At 58.4% G+C, this 18,742-nt stretch carries 10 protein-coding genes; all 10 read left to right on the forward strand.

What is annotated here, in order from left to right:
- Positions 1-382: 382 nt before the first annotated feature.
- The gene (locus ACESY8_RS05415; protein ID WP_498794655.1) at positions 383-5,026 is read left to right on the forward strand and encodes an S-layer homology domain-containing protein; all 4,644 of its coding nucleotides are present in this window, start codon (positions 383-385) and stop codon (positions 5,024-5,026) included.
- 323 nt (positions 5,027-5,349) lie between these two features.
- A complete protein-coding gene (locus ACESY8_RS05420) occupies positions 5,350-6,042 on the forward strand; it encodes a hypothetical protein (RefSeq protein ID WP_054338693.1) in 693 nt (230 codons plus the stop codon).
- Complete coding sequence (locus ACESY8_RS05425) at positions 6,039-7,715, forward strand: S-layer homology domain-containing protein (RefSeq protein ID WP_054338694.1); 1,677 nt, start codon at positions 6,039-6,041, stop codon at positions 7,713-7,715. The genes ACESY8_RS05420 and ACESY8_RS05425 overlap by 4 nt, the downstream gene beginning before the upstream one ends.
- A 27-nt stretch (positions 7,716-7,742) precedes the next feature.
- Positions 7,743-8,054 carry a hypothetical protein gene (locus ACESY8_RS05430; RefSeq protein ID WP_007487878.1) on the forward strand — a complete coding sequence of 104 codons (312 nt, stop codon included), beginning with the start codon at positions 7,743-7,745 and terminating at the stop codon, positions 8,052-8,054.
- Positions 8,051-9,016 (forward strand): DUF4430 domain-containing protein, encoded by a 966-nt coding sequence (locus ACESY8_RS05435; RefSeq protein WP_498794656.1) that lies wholly within the window; start codon positions 8,051-8,053, stop codon positions 9,014-9,016. Before ACESY8_RS05430 ends, ACESY8_RS05435 begins: the two co-directional genes overlap by 4 nt.
- A gap of 726 nt (positions 9,017-9,742) precedes the next feature.
- Positions 9,743-10,585, forward strand: a complete 843-nt coding sequence (locus tag ACESY8_RS05440) for an energy-coupling factor transporter transmembrane component T (protein ID WP_434307717.1) — start codon at positions 9,743-9,745, stop codon at positions 10,583-10,585.
- Positions 10,570-11,556: a TIM barrel protein gene (locus ACESY8_RS05445; protein ID WP_039996356.1), complete on the forward strand. Its 987-nt coding sequence runs from the start codon at positions 10,570-10,572 to the stop codon at positions 11,554-11,556. The genes ACESY8_RS05440 and ACESY8_RS05445 overlap by 16 nt, the downstream gene beginning before the upstream one ends.
- The gene (locus ACESY8_RS05450) at positions 11,549-14,215 is read left to right on the forward strand and encodes an ATP-binding cassette domain-containing protein (protein ID WP_434307716.1); all 2,667 of its coding nucleotides are present in this window, start codon (positions 11,549-11,551) and stop codon (positions 14,213-14,215) included. The genes ACESY8_RS05445 and ACESY8_RS05450 overlap by 8 nt, the downstream gene beginning before the upstream one ends.
- Positions 14,216-15,403: 1,188 nt before the next feature.
- Complete coding sequence (locus ACESY8_RS05455; RefSeq protein WP_487249759.1) at positions 15,404-17,404, forward strand: sigma-54-dependent Fis family transcriptional regulator; 2,001 nt, start codon at positions 15,404-15,406, stop codon at positions 17,402-17,404.
- Positions 17,405-17,680: 276 nt separating this feature from the next.
- Entirely contained in the window at positions 17,681-18,721 is a 1,041-nt protein-coding gene (locus tag ACESY8_RS05460) for a zinc-dependent alcohol dehydrogenase (RefSeq protein ID WP_009257732.1), read from the forward strand.
- Positions 18,722-18,742: the final 21 nt, after the last annotated feature.

The raw sequence follows: 18,742 nt of genomic DNA on the forward strand, positions 1-18,742 counted from the left end.
TCAGACTGAGGGTGGTGGCGGCGTTACATCTATCGTCACTAGTACTGTCACATTAGATAATTTTTCCCCAAGTGGATATAAGGGCTGGACCGTTAGCGGGACAGCAAGTAATGGTGAGCTGAATCAATATTTGCATGATCATGAGGATACGGGAAAATATGTCCTTTCTTATTCAAATAAGGAGGAAAAAACTTTTATAACGATTCAAGGCAACAAGTTGTCTTTCAAAATGACGAGGATGTCCCGAATCCTCAATAGTGATTATGGGCTTGGTGGGGGGAGCACGATCATCCTCGCTCCAGCACCGGCTGAATCAACGCATTCCGCGACCGTATCCGTCGCACAGGAGGGACGTGGTACGGCAGAGGCACTGAAAGGTACCGTGGCCGATCAATATGTACTCGCCGCTATGGGGGCAGAGGACTACGCGTTCGACTACTGGCTCGCGGAGGGAAGTTCTGACCGCATTTATGACAATCCGTATACCGTGAACCTGACGAAGAACACCAACTTTACCGCCTACTTCCGGGATCGCCGTGTTCTCACAGTTGAGAATGCTGGGCATGGAACCGCGTCCTTTTCCTATGTAAACTCCTCCAACGGCGCGGATCAGTACACCCTGACGGCCACGCCGGATGAACTCTATATGTTTGACTACTGGAGCTGGGAGGGCGTCCCAACCGGCGCGGAAAACAGCGCGCCGGAGGAGCAGGTGCTTCCAGATGAGGATATGCCGGAGGATGGCGGTGAGGCGGAGCCCGCCCCCTCCGAGCCGGAGACAACTGCGCCGCCGGAGGAAGCTGCCGACGGGACGGAGACCCCGCCGGATGAGACCGGCGCACCCACGGAAGAGCCTGCGCCAGCCGAGCCTGCCCCGGACGGGGCGGAGGATGCCACCGGGGCGGAAACGGCTGCACCCTCCCCGGTGGCTCTGCTGCGCCTGAACGCGGAGGAGACCCCCGATGTAGAGGAGACCCCCGATGTAGAGGAGACCCCCGCTCCCGTGGAGAATAATGGCCTCCAGGCGATAAACCTGGAGGAACTGACCCAGGACTGGGACAAGACGGCCAATCCCATGACGGTGGCCCTGGCCGAGGGCATGGAGAACGTGACCTTTACCGCCCACTTCAAGCTGGCGGAGGTCACCCTGGGCGAGGGTGCGTATCTGGAGGGAAGCGCATTTTCGGGGATCACTGTCAATCCGTCCTTCGCAGGGAAGGAGGGGGACACGCTTCCGGCGGGCAGCCGGGCCCGGCTCTACCTCCCTCTCAGCGTACCCTCCAAGATCCCGGACGGACAGCTCACCGTCACGCTCTACGGGGGCAGCTCGGCAGAAGGGACGCCTCTCAGCAGCAACGTCATTACACAGGATTGGGAGACCGGCAAGACCTATGACGTCGAGATCCCCATTGACCCGCTGCCCGACACAGAGCAGCTGACGGTGACGGCGTACATCCGAACCGCCGCGGGCACTACGGTGACGGCGGTGAAGACCTACGAGATCTCGACAGAGGCCAGCGAGAAGAACAGCGCGTTCACCTATGTGACCAGCCCCAACGTGCCCGCCGGAACCGAAGGCTCCACCACAGAGGCAGGGCCCGACATCCGCGGGGTGTCCGGCTGGACCGATCCGGAGACCGGAGAGGCCGAACTGTACTTCTACGGTAAGGACGGCGTCTACACCTGGGCGGACAGCGGGGACCGGGATCTGATGAGCATCAGCGACGGCCTGCCCACCATTACAGGAGACGCGGCTGGCGTCCTCGCCGTGGGGCCGGACGGACAGGGCGGCCTGCTGGCCGCTGTCAGCGAGGTGGGGAAGGAGATCGATAAGGTCACCACGCCGGGCTATCCGTCAGACGCCGAAGGGGTGACCCTCCGCGGGGTGCACTTTCTCTACCGCTACGACGGCACGTCCTGGAGCCAGGTGGATGCCTCCTGCTTCTCGGATTACCAGAAGATTTACAATCAAGAAGCATACGACCTGAATCAGCCCCGCGACCCCGGCGACGCGGTGGTCATCCTCTCGGGCGGCACCGTATGGCAGAACAAGTACCACTGGAACGGGACGAAGTGGGAAAAGAATGAACATGAGTTCAACTCCCTCTACCGGGTGAGCGACACGGAGATCTACGCCGGGGCGGCCGACGGCCTGTACCAATACAATGGTACAACCTGGAACAAGGTAGAAACCGCAAACATCTCCGGCTCGCTCGAGGTGGCGAGCGGCAACGCCGACGGCAAACTGCTCCTCATGGCAGGGAAAAATAATTATGACCCGTACCTGTGGGATGGCAGCTCCGCAACGAAGCTGTCGCTGGACGGGCTGTACTTTAATAATAAAAATACTTTCCATAACTACTTGTTCTTCGGGCTGGACCAGGGCGGGATCCCCTATGCGCTTGTCAACGGTTCGGGCGAAGGACGGAACTATCTCGCGGTCAACGGTTATAACGGCAGCTACGTCTACAAGTGGGATGGGAAGAAGTGGGTCTATCAGGTTATGGCCGACTTCAACGACCCCAATGAGGATCCCAACGACCTGAGCAAGAAAATCCGCCCCGACGGTGTGACCGCCTTGAGCGGCGTCATAGACGGCGTCAGCGCCATGTATGGCGAAGACGGCGCGGGCGCGATCTACCTCTCGGTGGATGACGCAACCATTACCTTTGACGCCCAGGGCGGCACGTTTAAAGATGACTCGCTGAAAACCATGACCGCCCCCATCCTCAGCGAGGTGGATTCGTCCAAGGTGCCCAGTGTTGCCAAGAGCGGCAATGCCTTCGGCGGCTGGTACTATGATGCGGCCTGTACCGAGGGCAAGAAGTGGGACGCCAATACCGCCCGGATGCCGGGGAAAGGCATCATGCTCTACGCCAAGTGGACGGAGCGCACCGGCCCCGTGGCCCCCGACGACCCGGAGATGCAGTATCACCGGGAATCTGCCCTGGACAACCTGGAAAAAGCATTTAACAAGTATAAGAAAAGCGACTACAGCGAAGCAAACTGGAAAAAGCTGGTGGCCGCATATGAGCAGGGAATTGCGGATATCAACGCCGCTCTGCCCGCCGAGGACTTCATCGAAAATAACATCATCGCGGCCCTGAACAAGGCGCTGGCCGCTATGCAGGCCATCCCTGCTGACCACGCCGGACGGATCGAGGTGGCGGTGTCTATGGACGCAAACACCTTGAGTCTGGGCTATCTGATTAAGCCGACCCTGGTCACTGTGGATGACCGTACCCCCGCCAGCGTGGTCATTACCGACCTGCTCAGAGAGAACGGCTACGACTGGGAGAACACCGGAAGCATTACCAACAGCTTCTACCTGGCCGGTGTGAAGCCTGTGAACCAGACCAAAGCCAAAATCCCACAGTACATCTTGGACCATGCCGGCTCCGTCAACATGGGTGACAGCAGCGATAAGACATTGAGCGAGTTTGATTACCACAACATGTCCGGCTGGATGTACAGCGTGGACAACGACTTCCCCGGCGTGGGCGCATCGAGCTGGCAGATGTCGGACGGCGAGGTCATGCGCTGGCAGTTCACCGTCTGGGGATATGGCGCAGACTTGAACGCAGACAATACCGCCTGGGGCAGTTCCAGTATCGTGAACGTGGGTGACAAGGGCTCCCTTACCTGGGCCGTGGCCGAGCTGCGGAGCGAGTACGACGACGAGGTTCTGGAGGCCAACGAGGTCTATATGGACGCCATGGAGGTTCTGACGGACCCTGAGGCCAGCCAAAGTAAAATTAACAGCGCGAAAACCGCGCTGGCCAAGGAGGACTTTGACAAGCAGCCTGAAAAGCCGGACGTTCCAACCGTGGATGTGAAGCCGGGGGCCAATGTGGATAAGGACGGCAACGCCAAGGTGGAGCTTACCGAAAAAGAGATCGAAACGATGATCGAGAATGCAGTGGAAGGCGAGGCGGAGATCATTGCCATCTCTCCCGAGATGGACAGTGAGGCCACCAGCCTGGAGGTCACATTCCCCAAGGGCGCCGTGGATGCTATTTTGGAAGAGACAAAGGCGAGTGTATCCATACAGAGCGATCTGGGCCGGGTGCTTCTGTCCCGGGATGTCCTGACCTCCATTTCCAAAACGACGGAGGGTGGCGCGGTCACCGTGACGGTGGCCGCCGGTAAAGCTGAGAACGCCGGTGGGCTGCTGAAGGGACAGAAGGATGTGACCGAGGAGGCCCTGAAGGACTGCTCTGTGACCGAGGTGACCATCCGCTCCGGCAAGGAGAAGGTAACCGCTTTCGGCGGCAAGTCCATCACCCTCTATCTGCCGGTGGAGAACAAGGCGTTTGAGGTGGGCAAGAGCTATGTCGTCTATCAGATCAGCGACGACGGTTCTGTGGAACAATTGGTGGGCAAGTGTGTCAAGACTGGTGGAAAGCGCTTTCTTGAGGTGGCCACCACCCACTTGAGCACCTTCGTGGCGCTGCCTGTCGAGGTGGTGGATATGCCCTTTACGGATGTGAAGGAGGAGGACTGGTTCTACGGCGCGGTGGTGTATGCCTACCAGAACAGTATCCTGACCGGAACGGGTGAAACCACCTTCTCTCCCAACGGCCCCATGACCCGCTCGATGCTGGTTACGGCGCTGTGGCGGCTGGAGGGCGAGCCTGAGGCGTCTGGCGCATCCGGCTTCCCGGATGTGAAGCCGGATGCGTGGTACGCCGAGGCTGTGGATTGGGCCAGCCAGACTGGTCTCGTCAGCGGCACAGGTGCGGGCTTTGACCCGGAGGGCAGCGTGACCCGTGAGCAGATTGCCTCCATCCTGTACCGCTATGCAAAGCTCAAAGGCTGGGATGTGAGCAAAACAGCCAGTCTACAGGATTTTGCCGACGGTGCGGATACCTCCGCCTGGGCAACCCGGGCTATGGAGTGGGCCTATGCGGAGAAGCTGATTACCGGAAAGGATGGAAATCGTCTGGACCCGCAGGGCCAGGCCACCCGCGCTGAGGTTGCCGCCATTCTGATGCGCCTTCTGGAGAGCAAGGCGGAGAAGGCCTGAGACTCTGGAAGAACCATAAAGGCCCCGTTTGGCTCCGGTCTGCAAAACCAGGCCGGGCTGTATGGGGGCTCCCCCGGTAAGGATAGAGGGAGCCCCTCCTTACTCGAGCAGGAGCCCGGCAGACCGAATTCGACCTGCCGGGCGGCCCTGCCCACAATCAAGCAGAAAACACAGTTGGGTGAAACTCCGGGAAACCGGTACGGGCCTGCCCCCGCCGTCCAGTCGGCAAGACCTGATTGTGGAAAAATGGGTGGGATGTACCGATACAAGGCACGTTCACCCAATGGGAGAGCGTGCCTTTACTTGTTGAGGTGAGCGGTATAATGCTCAAAGAGCAAAAGCTGACGGAAAAAGAGCTGCGGGGATACCGCCAGTGGCTCTCAGAGCTGGACGAGGAAAGCCGGGGAGAGCAGGGAACTTCCAGACAGGCGATGGATCCGGACCTGTGGAGAATTTTTGACCCCAAAGGGAATATTGGCCGGCAGATTTATGAGAGCTATACGGATGAGGCGCTTTTGGAGGCTGTGGTGGTGACAATGGACCATCCGGGGCATAAGCCTCGGACATATCAGCTCAGTCCCATTCGCCAGGTTTATTTGAAGCAGCGGTTTGGAAACATCAATAAAGCCTGCTGGGCGGCCAGAGGATTTCGGAAGAGGCTGGAAGAGCAAAAGCGGTGGCCGCCAGACTGGCCGGAGCGGGTATCCGCTGACGGATTCAGGGCGTATTGTGAACGGATTGGTTCTCCCCTGACGGAGCGGGAGGCAGAACTGGCAGAACGCATGTGCGGGCTTGTCAGAAAGAGCTGGCGCCCACCGGAGGAAGAAGAAATCCCGCCGGAGCTCAAGAAGCTGTTTCAAAAAAAGCGATGCACCAATAAAAGGGCCATGGAGCTGATGGGTATACCTGTCCTTAGCAAGCTGGCCATGAAGCATTTGTGGAGCTATTGGCTCAGTGCCTGGGGGAAACCTGCAGGGCCTTCCGAAGAAAAAGCAGAAGGAGACTCGCTCATATGAAGAAATGGAAACAGCGCGGATTCGCATTTGTGCTTGCCCTGTCCCTGACCACAGGCCTGTTGACGGGAGCACAGGCGGCCGTATCCAAAGAGACCTTGAACGATGCGGTGCAGGATACCGCAGAATATATGTACCGCACCGTACAGGATCCGCAGGTAGGGTCTATCGGCGGTGAATGGGCTGTGCTGGGGCTGGCCCGGAGCGGGTACGATGTACCGGACAGCTATTATCAGGACTACTATGCCACTGTGGAGACATATGTGAAGGCCTGCGACGGCAAGCTGCACGATAAGAAATATACGGAGTATTCCCGGGTGATTGTTGCCCTCAGCTCGATTGGGAAGGACGCCAGAAATGTGGGGGGATATGACCTGACTAAACCGCTGGGCGACTATGACAAGACCATCTGGCAGGGCCTTAACGGCCCCATCTGGGCGTTGATTGCGCTCGACTCCAGAGATTACCCCATGCCGGAAAACCCAGAGGCAGAGACACAGGCGACCCGGCAGATGTACATAGACCGCATATTGGAGTGCCAGCTGCCTGACGGAGGGTGGAGCCTTTTCGGAGGAACCTCTGCGGCATCCTCCGGAGACGGCGTATCCGACCCGGACATCACAGGGATGGCGCTGCAGGCGCTGGCCAAGTATCAGGATCAGCCAGCAGTGGCAAAGGCGACGGAGGAAGCGCTGGCGTGCATGTCCAAGAAGCAGAACAGCGAAGGCGGTTTTTCCTCTTGGGGGACTAAGAATTCCGAGAGCTGTGTCCAGATTATCGTAGCTTTGTGCGAGCTGGGAATTCCGCTGGACGCCCCCCGTTTTGTCAAAAACGGAAACACGCTCCTGGACAATCTGATGACCTTTTATCTGCCCGGAAACGGGTTCCTGCACACGGCAGACGGCTCCGGCTCCAATCAGATGGCATCGGAGCAGGCGTTCTATGGCCTTATTGCCGCCCAGCGGCTTCAGGACGGCAGAAACAGCCTCTACCGGATGAGCGATGCCCGAACCATCCCAGACGGACCGGCGACAGGTCCTGCCAAAGGAGCGGGATTGGAGGGGAAAGATCCGGCAGTCCATTCCAGCCCTATCACTCAGATGGGCAAAACATTCGATGACATTACCGGGGCCAATGCCCATAAAAATCAGCCTGCCATTGAGGCGCTGGCCGCCCGCGGCGTTATTGATGGCAAGTCCGATGGAAGCTTTGACCCGGAGGGGAGCATGACGCGTGCCGAATTTGCTGCAATCGTGGTGCGGGCGCTTGGTCTCACACCGGAGGGGAAGAACAGCTTTTCTGACGTTGCAGCAGAGGCATGGTATGCGCCCTATGTGGGGACAGCCTATTCCTGCGGCATTATTACCGGAGTCGCAGACGGCCGGTTCAACCCCAGCGGCACGATCACCCGCCAAGAGGCCGCGGTAATGGTTTCCCGTGCAGCCAAGCTGTGCGGACTGGAGACAGAAATGGACAATGCAGCAATCCGAAATATGCTGGCGCAGTTCCCTGATTATATGAGTACCGCCGAATGGGCCCGCGCTCCGCTGGCATTCTGCTATCAGGAGAAAATTTTGAACCAGGCTGAGCTGAACATTAGGCCCCTGGAGGCTATAACCCGGGCCGAGGTGGCTCAGATGCTGTTCAACCTTTTAAGCAGTGCCAATCTGCTGTAAATTTATTGTATAGGAGTGAAAAGAACCATGCTGAATCAGAGCTGGTTCAGGAACCAGAATAATGTGGTGTGCTGTCGGAAAGAAGAGGTTCTGCCCAAACTTGCACGGGAGCTGGCAATTCCGGATTTGTCCCAACGAGTGGAGGAATTCCAGAAGACGCCCACAGCGGAAGGTGTGAACATAAGTGGGCGCAAACGGACTACACTGAAGCTCCTGATTCCGAATCTGACGTTCTCTGAACCTATTGATATGGGCGAAAACGTGTGGATCTATATGGGAGAACTGTGTCCGGCTTACTGCCTGTATATGCCGCAGGAGGACGGTGAAGAAAAGAAATGAAGCTGACGAAGGGGAAGGTAATCGGGGCGCTGGCTATCCTGGTGATCCTGGCGGCGGCCTTTTGGTATGGGGGCAATGCACCGGGACTTCAGGGATGGACAGTAGGCGTCCGCGAGAGCAGCCCGGTGCTGGAGAGCATACAGCCCAGCCAAACACCAGAGGAAACAGGGAAAGATGGCAATAGCCCAGAGCCGAGGGAGACGGCAGGGGCTTTGGAAACCCCTGCGTCTCCGGGAACCCCGAAGCCCTCGGAAACTCCTGCACCCACGGAGTCTGCGGCTCCAGAGACACCAACGCCTTCGCCGGAGGGGCTGGCATCCCGGCCCGGCGGGCTGGAAGGCGGAATGACGGCGGAGGAAAAAATTGCGGCGGCAGAAGCCATTGCGGGCGGCTCCTCCGCCGGTGTGGAAAAGGGAGACAAGGAATACTCAGAGGCCAACGGCATGGAGATCAATCCGGAGACTGGAAAGGACAAGTATCTTACGGATCCAGTGCCGGAAGGAAAGCCCCTGCCGGTGGAGCCGCAGGATGTGGAGTTCTCCGATGTGACCCATACCTGTACGCTCTCTGTCCGCTGCAATACTATTTTGGACAACATCGACTGGCTGGACCCGGAAAAAGTGGAGCTGGTGCCGGAAGACGGAGTCATATTCCCTGCGACGACCGTTACGTTCTACGAGGGTGAAAGTGTGTTCAATGTGCTCCAACGTGAGATGCGGAAGGCCGGCATCCACATGGAGTTTGAGGATACACCGATGTACAACTCCGCCTATATTGAGGGGATTAACAACCTCTATGAATTTGACTGCGGAGAGCTGTCCGGCTGGATGTATAAGGTGAACGGCTGGTTCCCCAATTATGGCTGTTCCCGCTATCAGCTCAAAGAGGGCGATACGATAGAGTGGGTCTACACCTGTGACCTGGGTGTGGATGTGGGCGGCTTCTATTCCACCGGCGGTTGAGTACACACGGAAGCGAGCTTGACTTTATGCCATATGTGGTGGAAACAGGAAAGGCGAAGGTTTCTGTAAAAGAGTATACCGAACGCTGTGTAGATGTAGAGCGGTTTCTGGGATTTTGCAGGGAGTGCAGCAGCTATAACACGCGGTGGTCCTGCCCGCCCTTTTCCTTTCAGCCGCTGCAGCTCTGACATCAATTTAACCATCTGACGCTGTTTGCGCGTATACTGCACCCATCCCCGGATGAAACGCTTCCGGTGCTGATACGGGGAATGCGGGAAGAGAAGGCGGGGATGATGGCGGAGCTGTTGAACAGGGGAAAAGTCTCCCCATACGTCGGCACATTCCGCAGGCGGATGCAGCTTGTGTGAGACAACTGCATCAGGACATGCGGGAGCCCCTGGCCGGAGGAGACGCGCTATTCCTTCAACGTCCTTGGGGGAGACAGCGGGAAAACCATGGAGCTGTATTTTGGACGCCCCATAGTTTGGAGTCATAACGGCGAAGTGCCGGAGTACCTGACTCTCATGGGCGGACTTCTGGTGAACTGACACGCTATTTTCGTGAAAAACTAATAAAAAATTTACGTGGGGCGCGGCGCCTCACCGCGCCCCCCCCCCCCCCCCCCCCCACGTCTGGAAGGGATGCCTTATTCAATACAGGGATACATTTTCCAGCTATCACCCTATTATAAACTTTTTGTATTTTGGATTGGTAATTGCTTTTACCATGTTTCTGATGCACCCGGTTTCGCTGGCGATTTCTCTGGCTTCCGCTTTGGTCTATGCCGTATACCTGAACGGACGGCGAGCAGTGCGCTTCAGTCTGTTGTATATGCTCCCCATGATGGTGGTTGCCGCCCTGGTTAACCCGGCGTTCAACCATGAGGGAGCCACGATTTTGACCTATCTGCCCTCCGGGAATCCCCTGACGCTGGAGAGTATCCTGTATGGAGCGGCGGCAGCGGCCATGCTGGCGGCGGTTGTCACCTGGTTTTCCTGCTATACGGCGGTCATGACCTCGGACAAGTTCGTGTACCTATTCGGGCGCGTTATTCCGGCCCTCTCTCTCGTCCTGAGTATGACGCTGCGCTTTGTACCAAAATTCCAAGCGCAGCTTCAGGTCGTATCAGAGGCCCAACGGTGTATTGGCCGGGATGTCTCTAATGGTGGGGTGCTCCGGCGGCTTCGCAATGCAATTACGATCCTCTCCATTATGGTGACCTGGAGCTTGGAGAATGCGATTGAAACAGCGGACAGCATGAAAAGCCGTGGGTATGGGCTGCCTGGACGGACAGCATTTTCCATCTACCGGTTTGACAGCCGGGATCAATCGGCACTTTCATGGCTGCTCTACTGCGGATTTTTCCTCTGCTGCGGCGCGGCGGCAAAGGGCTTTTACTGGCGTTATTATCCTACGGCGAGAGGAGTGCCGCTGACACCGATGACCGTCTGCCTTCAAGCAGTGTATCTGGCTTTGTGCCTGATGCCGGTTATCCTGAATATACGCGCGGACCGGGAGTGGGGAGTGCTGCGCAAAGAAAACGAGGTGCAGCCATGTACCAAACAATGAGCCTCCCGCTGTATTCGGGGAGCTTTGAAGAATACCACGGCTGGGGCGACCTGCGGGCGGAGCTGGCAGCTCTGGGATGCGACGGCATGGAGGGTATCTGGAGCGGTGAGGAATTTCCTGAGGATTTGCCGGCAGACCTGGTTATCGGCTATCACCTCACCTTCTATCCGGACTGGCTGGACTTCTACCGGGATGACCGGAGGGCGCTGAAGCGAAAATTCGGTTCACTGGATGCTGCGGCACGCTTTTACGGCGGTCCAGGGCCGGAGACACTGCTGGAGCAGTACCGGGCGGATCTGCGGCGCGCGGCAGGGCTGAATCCCCACTATGTGGTCTTTCATGTATCGGATGTCTCAATTGAGGAAGGGTATACCTACCACTGGCTGCACACCAATCAAGAGGTCATTGATGCGGCGGTGGAGGTGATAAACCTCATTCTGGGCACGGAAACATGGCCCTTTGAATTCCTTGTGGAAAACCAGTGGTGGCCCGGCTTTACGTTTACGGAGCCGGAGGAAACCGTCCGCCTGCTGGAGGGAATCCGTTTTGCAGGGAAAGGGATCCTGCTGGATACCGGACACCTGATGAATGCCTGCACCGGGCTGAAGAGTGAGGCAGAGGGAGCGGACTATATCCGGCGCATGCTGAACCGGCATGGCAGCCTGGCAACGTGGGTGCGGGGCGTTCATCTGCACCAGTCCCTGAGCGGGGCCTATGTGAAGACTCACACCGGTTCACTACCGGCGGGACTGCCGCAGGACTATATGGAGCGGTTTGGAGTGAGCTATCAACATATCCTCCAGATTGATCAGCACCGCCCCTGGACAGACCCCGCCATTCTGCCGGTTCTGGAGCAGATTGGCCCGCGCTACCTGACCCATGAGCTGTCCTCCCGCGGGCGCGTAGCCCGGGCGGAGGCCGTGGGCGCACAGACAAGACTATTACGGCGGGGAGGGCGGATGTGTGTCTGAGCAGAAGCAGCCAAGTATTGAAATTGAACATTTTTCCTTCTATTACCCGGAGAGGACGGAGAAGACGCTGGACGATTTGACGCTGACCGTGGAGCAGGGGGAATTCCTGGTGCTGTGCGGCCCGTCGGGGTGTGGCAAGTCCACGCTTCTGCGACAGCTCAAGACGGTGCTGGCGCCCCACGGCCGAAGGCTGGGAAGCATCCGTTTCGAGGGGCGCCCTTTGGAAGAACTGGATCAGAGGGAGCAGAGCGCCGGAATCGGCTTTGTGCAGCAGGACCCCGAAAACCAGATTGTCACCGACAAGGTGTGGCACGAACTCGCCTTTGGCCTGGAGAGCCTGGGGTATGACACGCCTACCATCCGGCGCCGGGTGGCTGAGATGGCCTCCTTTTTCGGCATTCAGACCTGGTTCTACAAGAACGTCACGGAGCTGTCCGGCGGGCAGAAGCAGCTCCTGAATTTGGCGTCTATCATGGCGATGCAGCCCAGTGTGCTCATTCTGGACGAACCGACCAGTCAGCTTGATCCCATTGCAGCGGCAGACTTTTTGGCGACGCTGGGGAAAATCAACCGGGAGCTGGGGACGACGGTCGTGTTGACGGAGCACCGGCTGGAGGACGCCTTCCCGTTGGCCAGCCGTGTGGCGGTCATGGACCGCGGACGGCTGCTCTGCACAGGGAGTCCCGCGGAGGTGGGGGCGATCCTGCGCGGGGCGGGACACTCAATGTTCCTGGCCATGCCGACCCCGATGCGGATCTGGGCATCCGCGCCGGATGCGGGCGGACACTGCCCGGTCACGGTGCGGGAGGGCCGGGATTGGCTGACCGGATTTGCTGACGGCCATCCGCTGGGAGAACTGCCCGCCGAGTCCCGGCATGTGTATCCGGATGAGCCGGCCATCACGGCGGAAGGGCTGTGGTTCAAGTACGAAAAAGAGCTGCCGGATGTGGTGAAAGGGTTGAGCCTTACGGTGAGGCGAGGAGAGTTCCTGGCCTTACTGGGCGGCAACGGCACCGGAAAGACCACCAGTCTGAAGCTGCTGTCCGGACTTCAGAAGCCTTACCGGGGGGAGGTAAAGCTGGTTGGGAGGGTAGGTGTGCTGCCGCAGAATCCCCAGGCGCTTTTTGTGAAGAAAACCGTCCGGGAGGACCTCATTGAGATTCTCAAGGGCCGGGCTTTCTCCAGAAAGGCGCAGGAGGAGCGGATCGCTTGGGCGGTGCGGTTGTGCCGTCTGGAGGAACTGCTCGACCGGCACCCTTACGACCTGTCCGGCGGCGAACAGCAGCGGGCGGCTCTGGCAAAGGTGCTCCTGCTGGGACCGGAAATCCTGCTGCTGGACGAGCCCACCAAGGGGCTGGACGCGGAATTTAAGCAGACATTCGCTGAGATTTTGCAGACACTCCTGCGACAGGAGGTTGCCCTGCTCATGGTCAGCCACGACATTGAGTTCTGCGCCCGGTATGCCCACCGCTGCGCCCTGTTTTTCGACGGCTCCATCGTCACGGAGGCCCCGCCGCGGGCTTTTTTCTCCGGCAACAGCTTCTACACGACCTCGGCCAACCGCATGGCCCGTGGCCTGCTCCCGGAGGCAGTGACGGCGGAGGACGTCATACTGGCCTGCGGCGGGACGCTCCCGCCTGTGCCGGAACTCCCGGATCGCAGGGAGCCGCTCCCGGAGCCGGAGGAGGCCGGCGCGTACTCCAAACCAAAACCGCTGACCTGGTGGCGCAAGCTGGGCGCGGCGCTGACAGGAGCTATGGCCTTCCTCCTGTTCCTGTCCTTCATGAACATCACAGATTTGACCAAATTGATCACCGCAGGCGGTATGACAGAGCTGGCAAACCATCAAATGTTTCTGTATGCGCTCTTTATTCTCTCGTTGTTCCTGTTTGCTGCCTGCATTACGCGCCGGTCACACCGGAAGGATTATGTCCTCCAGGTGCCCAGAGCCAAGCGGAAGCTGGCTAAGCGGACCATTGTGGCAGCCGTGCTGATTTTACTGCTAATCCCGCTGACCCTATATATCGGAGTGTTCTATTTGGGGAATAAAAAATACTATTTCATCTCTCTGATGGTGCTGTTGGAGTGTATGCTGCCGTTTTTCCTGATCTTTGAGGGGAGAAAGCCGCAGGCCAGGGAACTGGTGATCATAGCGGTCCTGTGTGCCATTGGCATTGCAGGACGGGCGGCGTTTTTCATGCTGCCGCAATTTAAGCCGGTGATGGCGTTAACGATTATTGCTGGTGTTGCCTTCGGGGGAGAGACGGGGTTTCTGGTGGGCGCAATGACCATGCTTGCCTCCAATGTGCTCTTTGGACAGGGCCCGCTGACTCCCTGGCAAATGTTCGCCATGGGCATTATTGGCTTCCTGGCAGGCCTCCTGTTCCGAAAGGGACTCCTGCGCAGAAACCGGGGCGCGCTATGCGTGTTTGGCGCGCTGGCCGCCATACTGATCTACGGCGGAATTATGAATCCGGCATCCGCCCTCACCTGGGTGGGAGAGCTCAATGAAAAGGTCCTGCTGACCTACTACATCTCCGGACTCCCCTTCGACTGTATCCAGGCGGCTGCCACTTGGCTTTTTCTCTGGTTTGGGGCAGAGCCCATGCTGGAGAAGCTGGACCGCATTAAGGTCAAGTATGGAATGGTAGAGGTATAATACTTGCTTGGAATCGACTTTGCTGCCTTTTGTCAAAGGTAGGATGATATGCCTGGATGGAGAAATAGAACATAGGCGGAGAAAAGGCTGAAAACATGCGGCGCTCAACCGAGCGCCGCATGTTTTTTCTTGCCGCTTTGATTTGTCCTTACTGTTTAAACGTCAAACCGCCATAGGGCCCGCCTGTATCTCAGGCGGGTCCTATGGCCAAAAGTGTTTTCGGCAAAATAAAAATTGTAGCAAAGGCTACCCAAAATGTGAGCGCCCTAATGGCGAATTAAAATGAGCCATTGTCAGCATCTGAAATAAACGCTACCTCTTAGGTGGGATAACCATAAGGGGGGGTAGCAGAAAGGCGTTACGAATGGCTCAAATCCAGTATATCAAATTTCCCCAGATCTAACTACGGAGTATCGTAAGCATTCCAGCCCCAAAACCAAGAGTGCCTGCGGATAGGCATGAAGCGGATTTTTGAGTACATTGGGGGTATTCCCATCAGACTGCGCTTTGACAATATGACCACGGCTGTTGCTCAGGTATTGAAAGACGGTGAGCGTGTTCTGACAGACGGCTTTACCCGATTTATGCTCCACTGCATTTTCCGGGCTGATTTTTGCAATCCGGCTTCCGGCAACGAAAAGGGCAATGTAGAGAAGAAGGTTGGTTACAGCCGCCGCAATGCCTCTGCTTCGGTTCCGTCATTACCTCGTTTGAGGAATTTAATAAATGGTTTTGGGAGTGGTACGAAAAGGACGCCGACCGGCTCCACTACAAATACAAGGTCCCCGCGGTTGTTGAGCCAGGAGCTGGCCGTGATCTGCGCCCTGGAGACATACGGCCCGGACCCGGCAGGGCAGGTACAGTCAACACTTGCCCAGCAAAAGGGAGTGACAACGCCCGGGTATGGGACACATCTAAACGGGCGATCCAGATTGTCCTCAACAACCTGAAGGGCATCTTCTTCCGGGACGATGATTTGGAGCAAATGACCTTTTCGGGGACGGGGCGGCGGGGGGGAAACAGGTATCACGATCCTCCGCATCTCAGCTTTTCAAGAAGTCGGCGACTACGACTTGGCACCAGCCTTTCCGCCAGCGATTTTGCTATACATAAAGATAGTGTCATTGATTTTTATATGTTACCTTGCTACAATAATATTATTTTAGCGGGACCCTGGGATATGGGGCCGTGGGGACATCAAGAAAGGAGTTTACGATCTTGACGAGTCAACGATTAATCCAAGAGGCAAAGAATTTCCTGCGCAGCGGTACTCCTATCCCGGACGAGGCGGTACGGCCGGAGATCCTACGGTCGTGGAAACGTTGCTGGGGGTCCCATGTGCCCATGGAGCACGGGAATAAGGAGATCCTGCCACTGGATGCCGTGGAGGAGCGGATCGCCCGGCGGAACAGTCTGTGTCAGGTGGCCTTCCCCTATCTGGATGGGCTGTACGATTTCATACGGGGCTCGGAGTTTCTGCTGCTATTCAGTGACGAGGAGGGCTATATCCTCTACGCCCGGGGGGACGAGGACATCTCCCGGACCGCCCGGGAGAACGGGCTGGTCAAGGGGGCCTGCCGCAGCGAATCCCGGCTGGGCACCAACGGGATCGGCACGGTCCTGGTGGACCGGATCCCCCTCCAGGTCTTTGGGGCGGAGCACTACTACGAGGTACATGCCAACTGGGCTTGCTCCGGCGCATCGGTCTTTCTGCCCGATGGAGACATCGGCGGCGTGGTCTGCCTGTCCGGCATGGCGGAGCATGTGAACGATCACACTCTGGGCATGGTGGTGGCCGCAGCAGATGCCATTTCTCGGCAGCTGAAGCTGAAAGATGCCTACGACCAGCTGTCCAAGAGCTACCGCAACTTGTCCGCTATCATCGAGACGGTGCCCACGGCCATGTGTCTGCTGGACGAGTCCCTCCATGTGGTAGCCTTTAATACACAGGCCACTCGGCAGCTGGCCCTCGCTCCGGCTGAGCTAAGCGGAGCTGACTTTCTGGAGGTGCTGGGATGTGGGGCGGTCACGGCGGAGGATATCAAGACCTCCCTATCCAACCGCACCATCTCCTTCGAGCGGGGAGAGGGCAAGCACACCATCTCCCTGTCGGTGGAGAGCACCGGCCACCAGGAGTATGTGGCGCAGATTGAGCAGTTGTCCAGCCTTCACAAGCGGGTCAACAACATTATGGGCAACGAAGCCCATTTCAGATTCCAGGACATCATCGGCATCTCTCCGGCCATGGGGGAGGCAGTGCGCATGGCCAAGATCGCCGCCCAGAACGACGCCTCGGTTTTCCTGTCCGGAGAGAGCGGCACGGGCAAGGAGCTCTTTGCCCAGGCCATACATAACGCCAGCTCCCGTCGCCGGGGGCCCTTCATCGCAGTCAACTGCGGCGCACTGCCCAAGAGCCTGATCGAGGCCGAGCTGTTCGGCTATGAGGGCGGGAGTTTCACTGGGGCCCGGCGGGACGGCTGTGCGGGCAAGTTCGAACTGGCCAACGGCGGGACGATCTTCCTGGACGAGATCGGGGATATGCCGGTGGATGTTCAGATCACCCTGCTGCGGGTGCTCCAAAACCGAGAAGTCCGCCGGATCGGGGCCTCCAAGGCGCTGAGAATCGACGTGCGGGTGATAACTGCCACCAACCGGGATCTGGAGCAGCTGGTGGACAGCAAAGTCTTCCGGGAGGATTTGTTTTACCGGATCAATGTCTTTCGGATCAATATCCCGTCTCTGCGGGAGAGGTCGGGAGACGTGAGGCAGTTGGCGGGCTTCTTCCTGGCCAAGTACAGTGACATCCGTCCTGGAGGAAGGGTGGAGGGCTTCACGGCCGAGGCCCTGGCCATGATGGAGGCATACCCCTGGCCGGGGAACGTGCGCCAACTGGAGAACAGCGTGGAGCGGGCGGTCTACCTGGCCGAGGGGGAACTGGTCACCGCCGCCGAGCTCCCGCCGGAGGTCCGGGCCTTCCAGGGATCGGCGCCCTCGCCGGCTGTGCCCGCGGCGGCGGGAGAGTCCCCCTCTGGGGGCGAGGGGGAGGACGAGGCGGCGCGGATCCAGGACATGCTCCACCGCACCCACGGGAACGTCATGGAGGCGGCCCGCTTGCTGGGTATCAGCCGAAGAACTTTATATCGAAAGCTCCAACGGTATCACATCGACTACAGCTCGCATCGGATCTGATATACCGTATGACACAAATGAAACTGTGACACAACTGTGCGCCATGTGCGGCTGTGTCACAGTTTTTGTCACATATGTGGCACACTCCTGTGGCGCACTGGGGCAGAGAAGTCCCGGTTTGCCTTGGTTTTTCAAGGGTTTGCGGAGGGGAAGAGTTGGCATGGCATTTGCGTGTTTATCAAAAACAAGACCGGGTGCGGTACGCAGATGACCGTCCCCGTTTGCTGGCGGAGCAGGACCCACGGGGACAAATCGAAAGAATGGGAGGCGATCACGATGAAGTATGCCGTTTTGAGCGGCAACGAGCGGTTCGAGATCCGGGAAGGAGAGCTGAAAAGCAATGGATGCGCGGTGCTCCAGGTGACCCATGTTGGCGTCTGTGGCACGGATACCTCTTACTGGCACGAGGGCGAGCGATACCGTGGGGTGGTCATCGGACACGAGTACTCAGGCGTCGTAGTGGCCCCAGGCACCAACCGGGCCCTCAAACCGGGCGACCGGGTGGCCGGGTACACCCAAAACGTATTTCAGGAGCCCTGCGGCCACTGTGAGGCATGCCTGGCTGGCGACTGGGACCACTGCACCAACCGCAGGGTCTTCACCTGGAAGGGCGGCGAGCTGGGCCATCCCGGCGCTTACAGCCAGTACACCACCTGGTTCCCCCACAGTCTGGTCAAGCTCCCGGATAATGTGACCAACGAGGAGGGGGCCATGGCCGAGCCCTTCGCGGTGGGCCTTCACGCCATCCAGGTCAGTCAGGTGAAGCCCAACGACAGGGTGCTCATCCTGGGCGGCGGGATCATTGGCATGAGCTGTGCAGAGTGGGCCAGAACCTTCGGCGCCAGTGAGATCACCGTCTCAGAGCTCAACCCCCAGAAGCGGGAGATCATCCGGGGCTATCAGGTGGCTGACCATGTGGTGGCTGCCGACGCCCCCGACCTGGAGCAGCAGCTGCTGGATATCTCGGGGGGCGGCTATGACCTGCTGATTGACTGCGTGGGGGTGCCCAGCGCCTTCAACACCGGCTTGCGCGCCCTCAAGCCGGAGTTCTATATGCGGGCCACCGCCGTGGGCCTGCCCCATGCTCAGTTCCCTCTAGACTATGAGCGGCTGGTGCTCAAGCAGGTGCTCCTCCGTGGCAGCAAGGGCCACAACTTCGATGAATTCAAGACCGTCATCAACGCCATGGCCTCTGGCCGGATCTCCGTAAAGAAATACATCTCTCGCCGCATCAAACTGGAGGAGGTCCAGGCGGGTTTTGAGGCCATGAAGGCCGCCCGCGGCCTGGACACCAAGGTAATCATCGAGACGCAGTGACCCCGAAACAGATCAAAACAA

It is taken from the genome of Clostridium sp. ATCC BAA-442 (assembly GCF_964239415.1).
Taxonomy (GTDB): domain Bacteria; phylum Bacillota; class Clostridia; order Oscillospirales; family Oscillospiraceae; genus Flavonifractor; species Flavonifractor plautii.

What these genes read in the sequence shown, in the direction of transcription:
- ACESY8_RS05420 (WP_054338693.1), top strand. Translation starts at nt 5,350, where the DNA reads ATGCTCAAAGAGCAAAAGCTGACGGAAAAAGAGCTGCGGGGATACCGC.
- ACESY8_RS05425 (WP_054338694.1), top strand. Translation starts at nt 6,039, where the DNA reads ATGAAGAAATGGAAACAGCGCGGATTCGCATTTGTGCTTGCCCTGTCC.
- ACESY8_RS05430 (WP_007487878.1), top strand. Translation starts at nt 7,743, where the DNA reads ATGCTGAATCAGAGCTGGTTCAGGAACCAGAATAATGTGGTGTGCTGT.
- ACESY8_RS05435 (WP_498794656.1), top strand. Translation starts at nt 8,051, where the DNA reads ATGAAGCTGACGAAGGGGAAGGTAATCGGGGCGCTGGCTATCCTGGTG.
- ACESY8_RS05440 (WP_434307717.1), top strand. Translation starts at nt 9,743, where the DNA reads ATGTTTCTGATGCACCCGGTTTCGCTGGCGATTTCTCTGGCTTCCGCT.
- ACESY8_RS05445 (WP_039996356.1), top strand. Translation starts at nt 10,570, where the DNA reads ATGTACCAAACAATGAGCCTCCCGCTGTATTCGGGGAGCTTTGAAGAA.
- ACESY8_RS05460 (WP_009257732.1), top strand. Translation starts at nt 17,681, where the DNA reads ATGAAGTATGCCGTTTTGAGCGGCAACGAGCGGTTCGAGATCCGGGAA.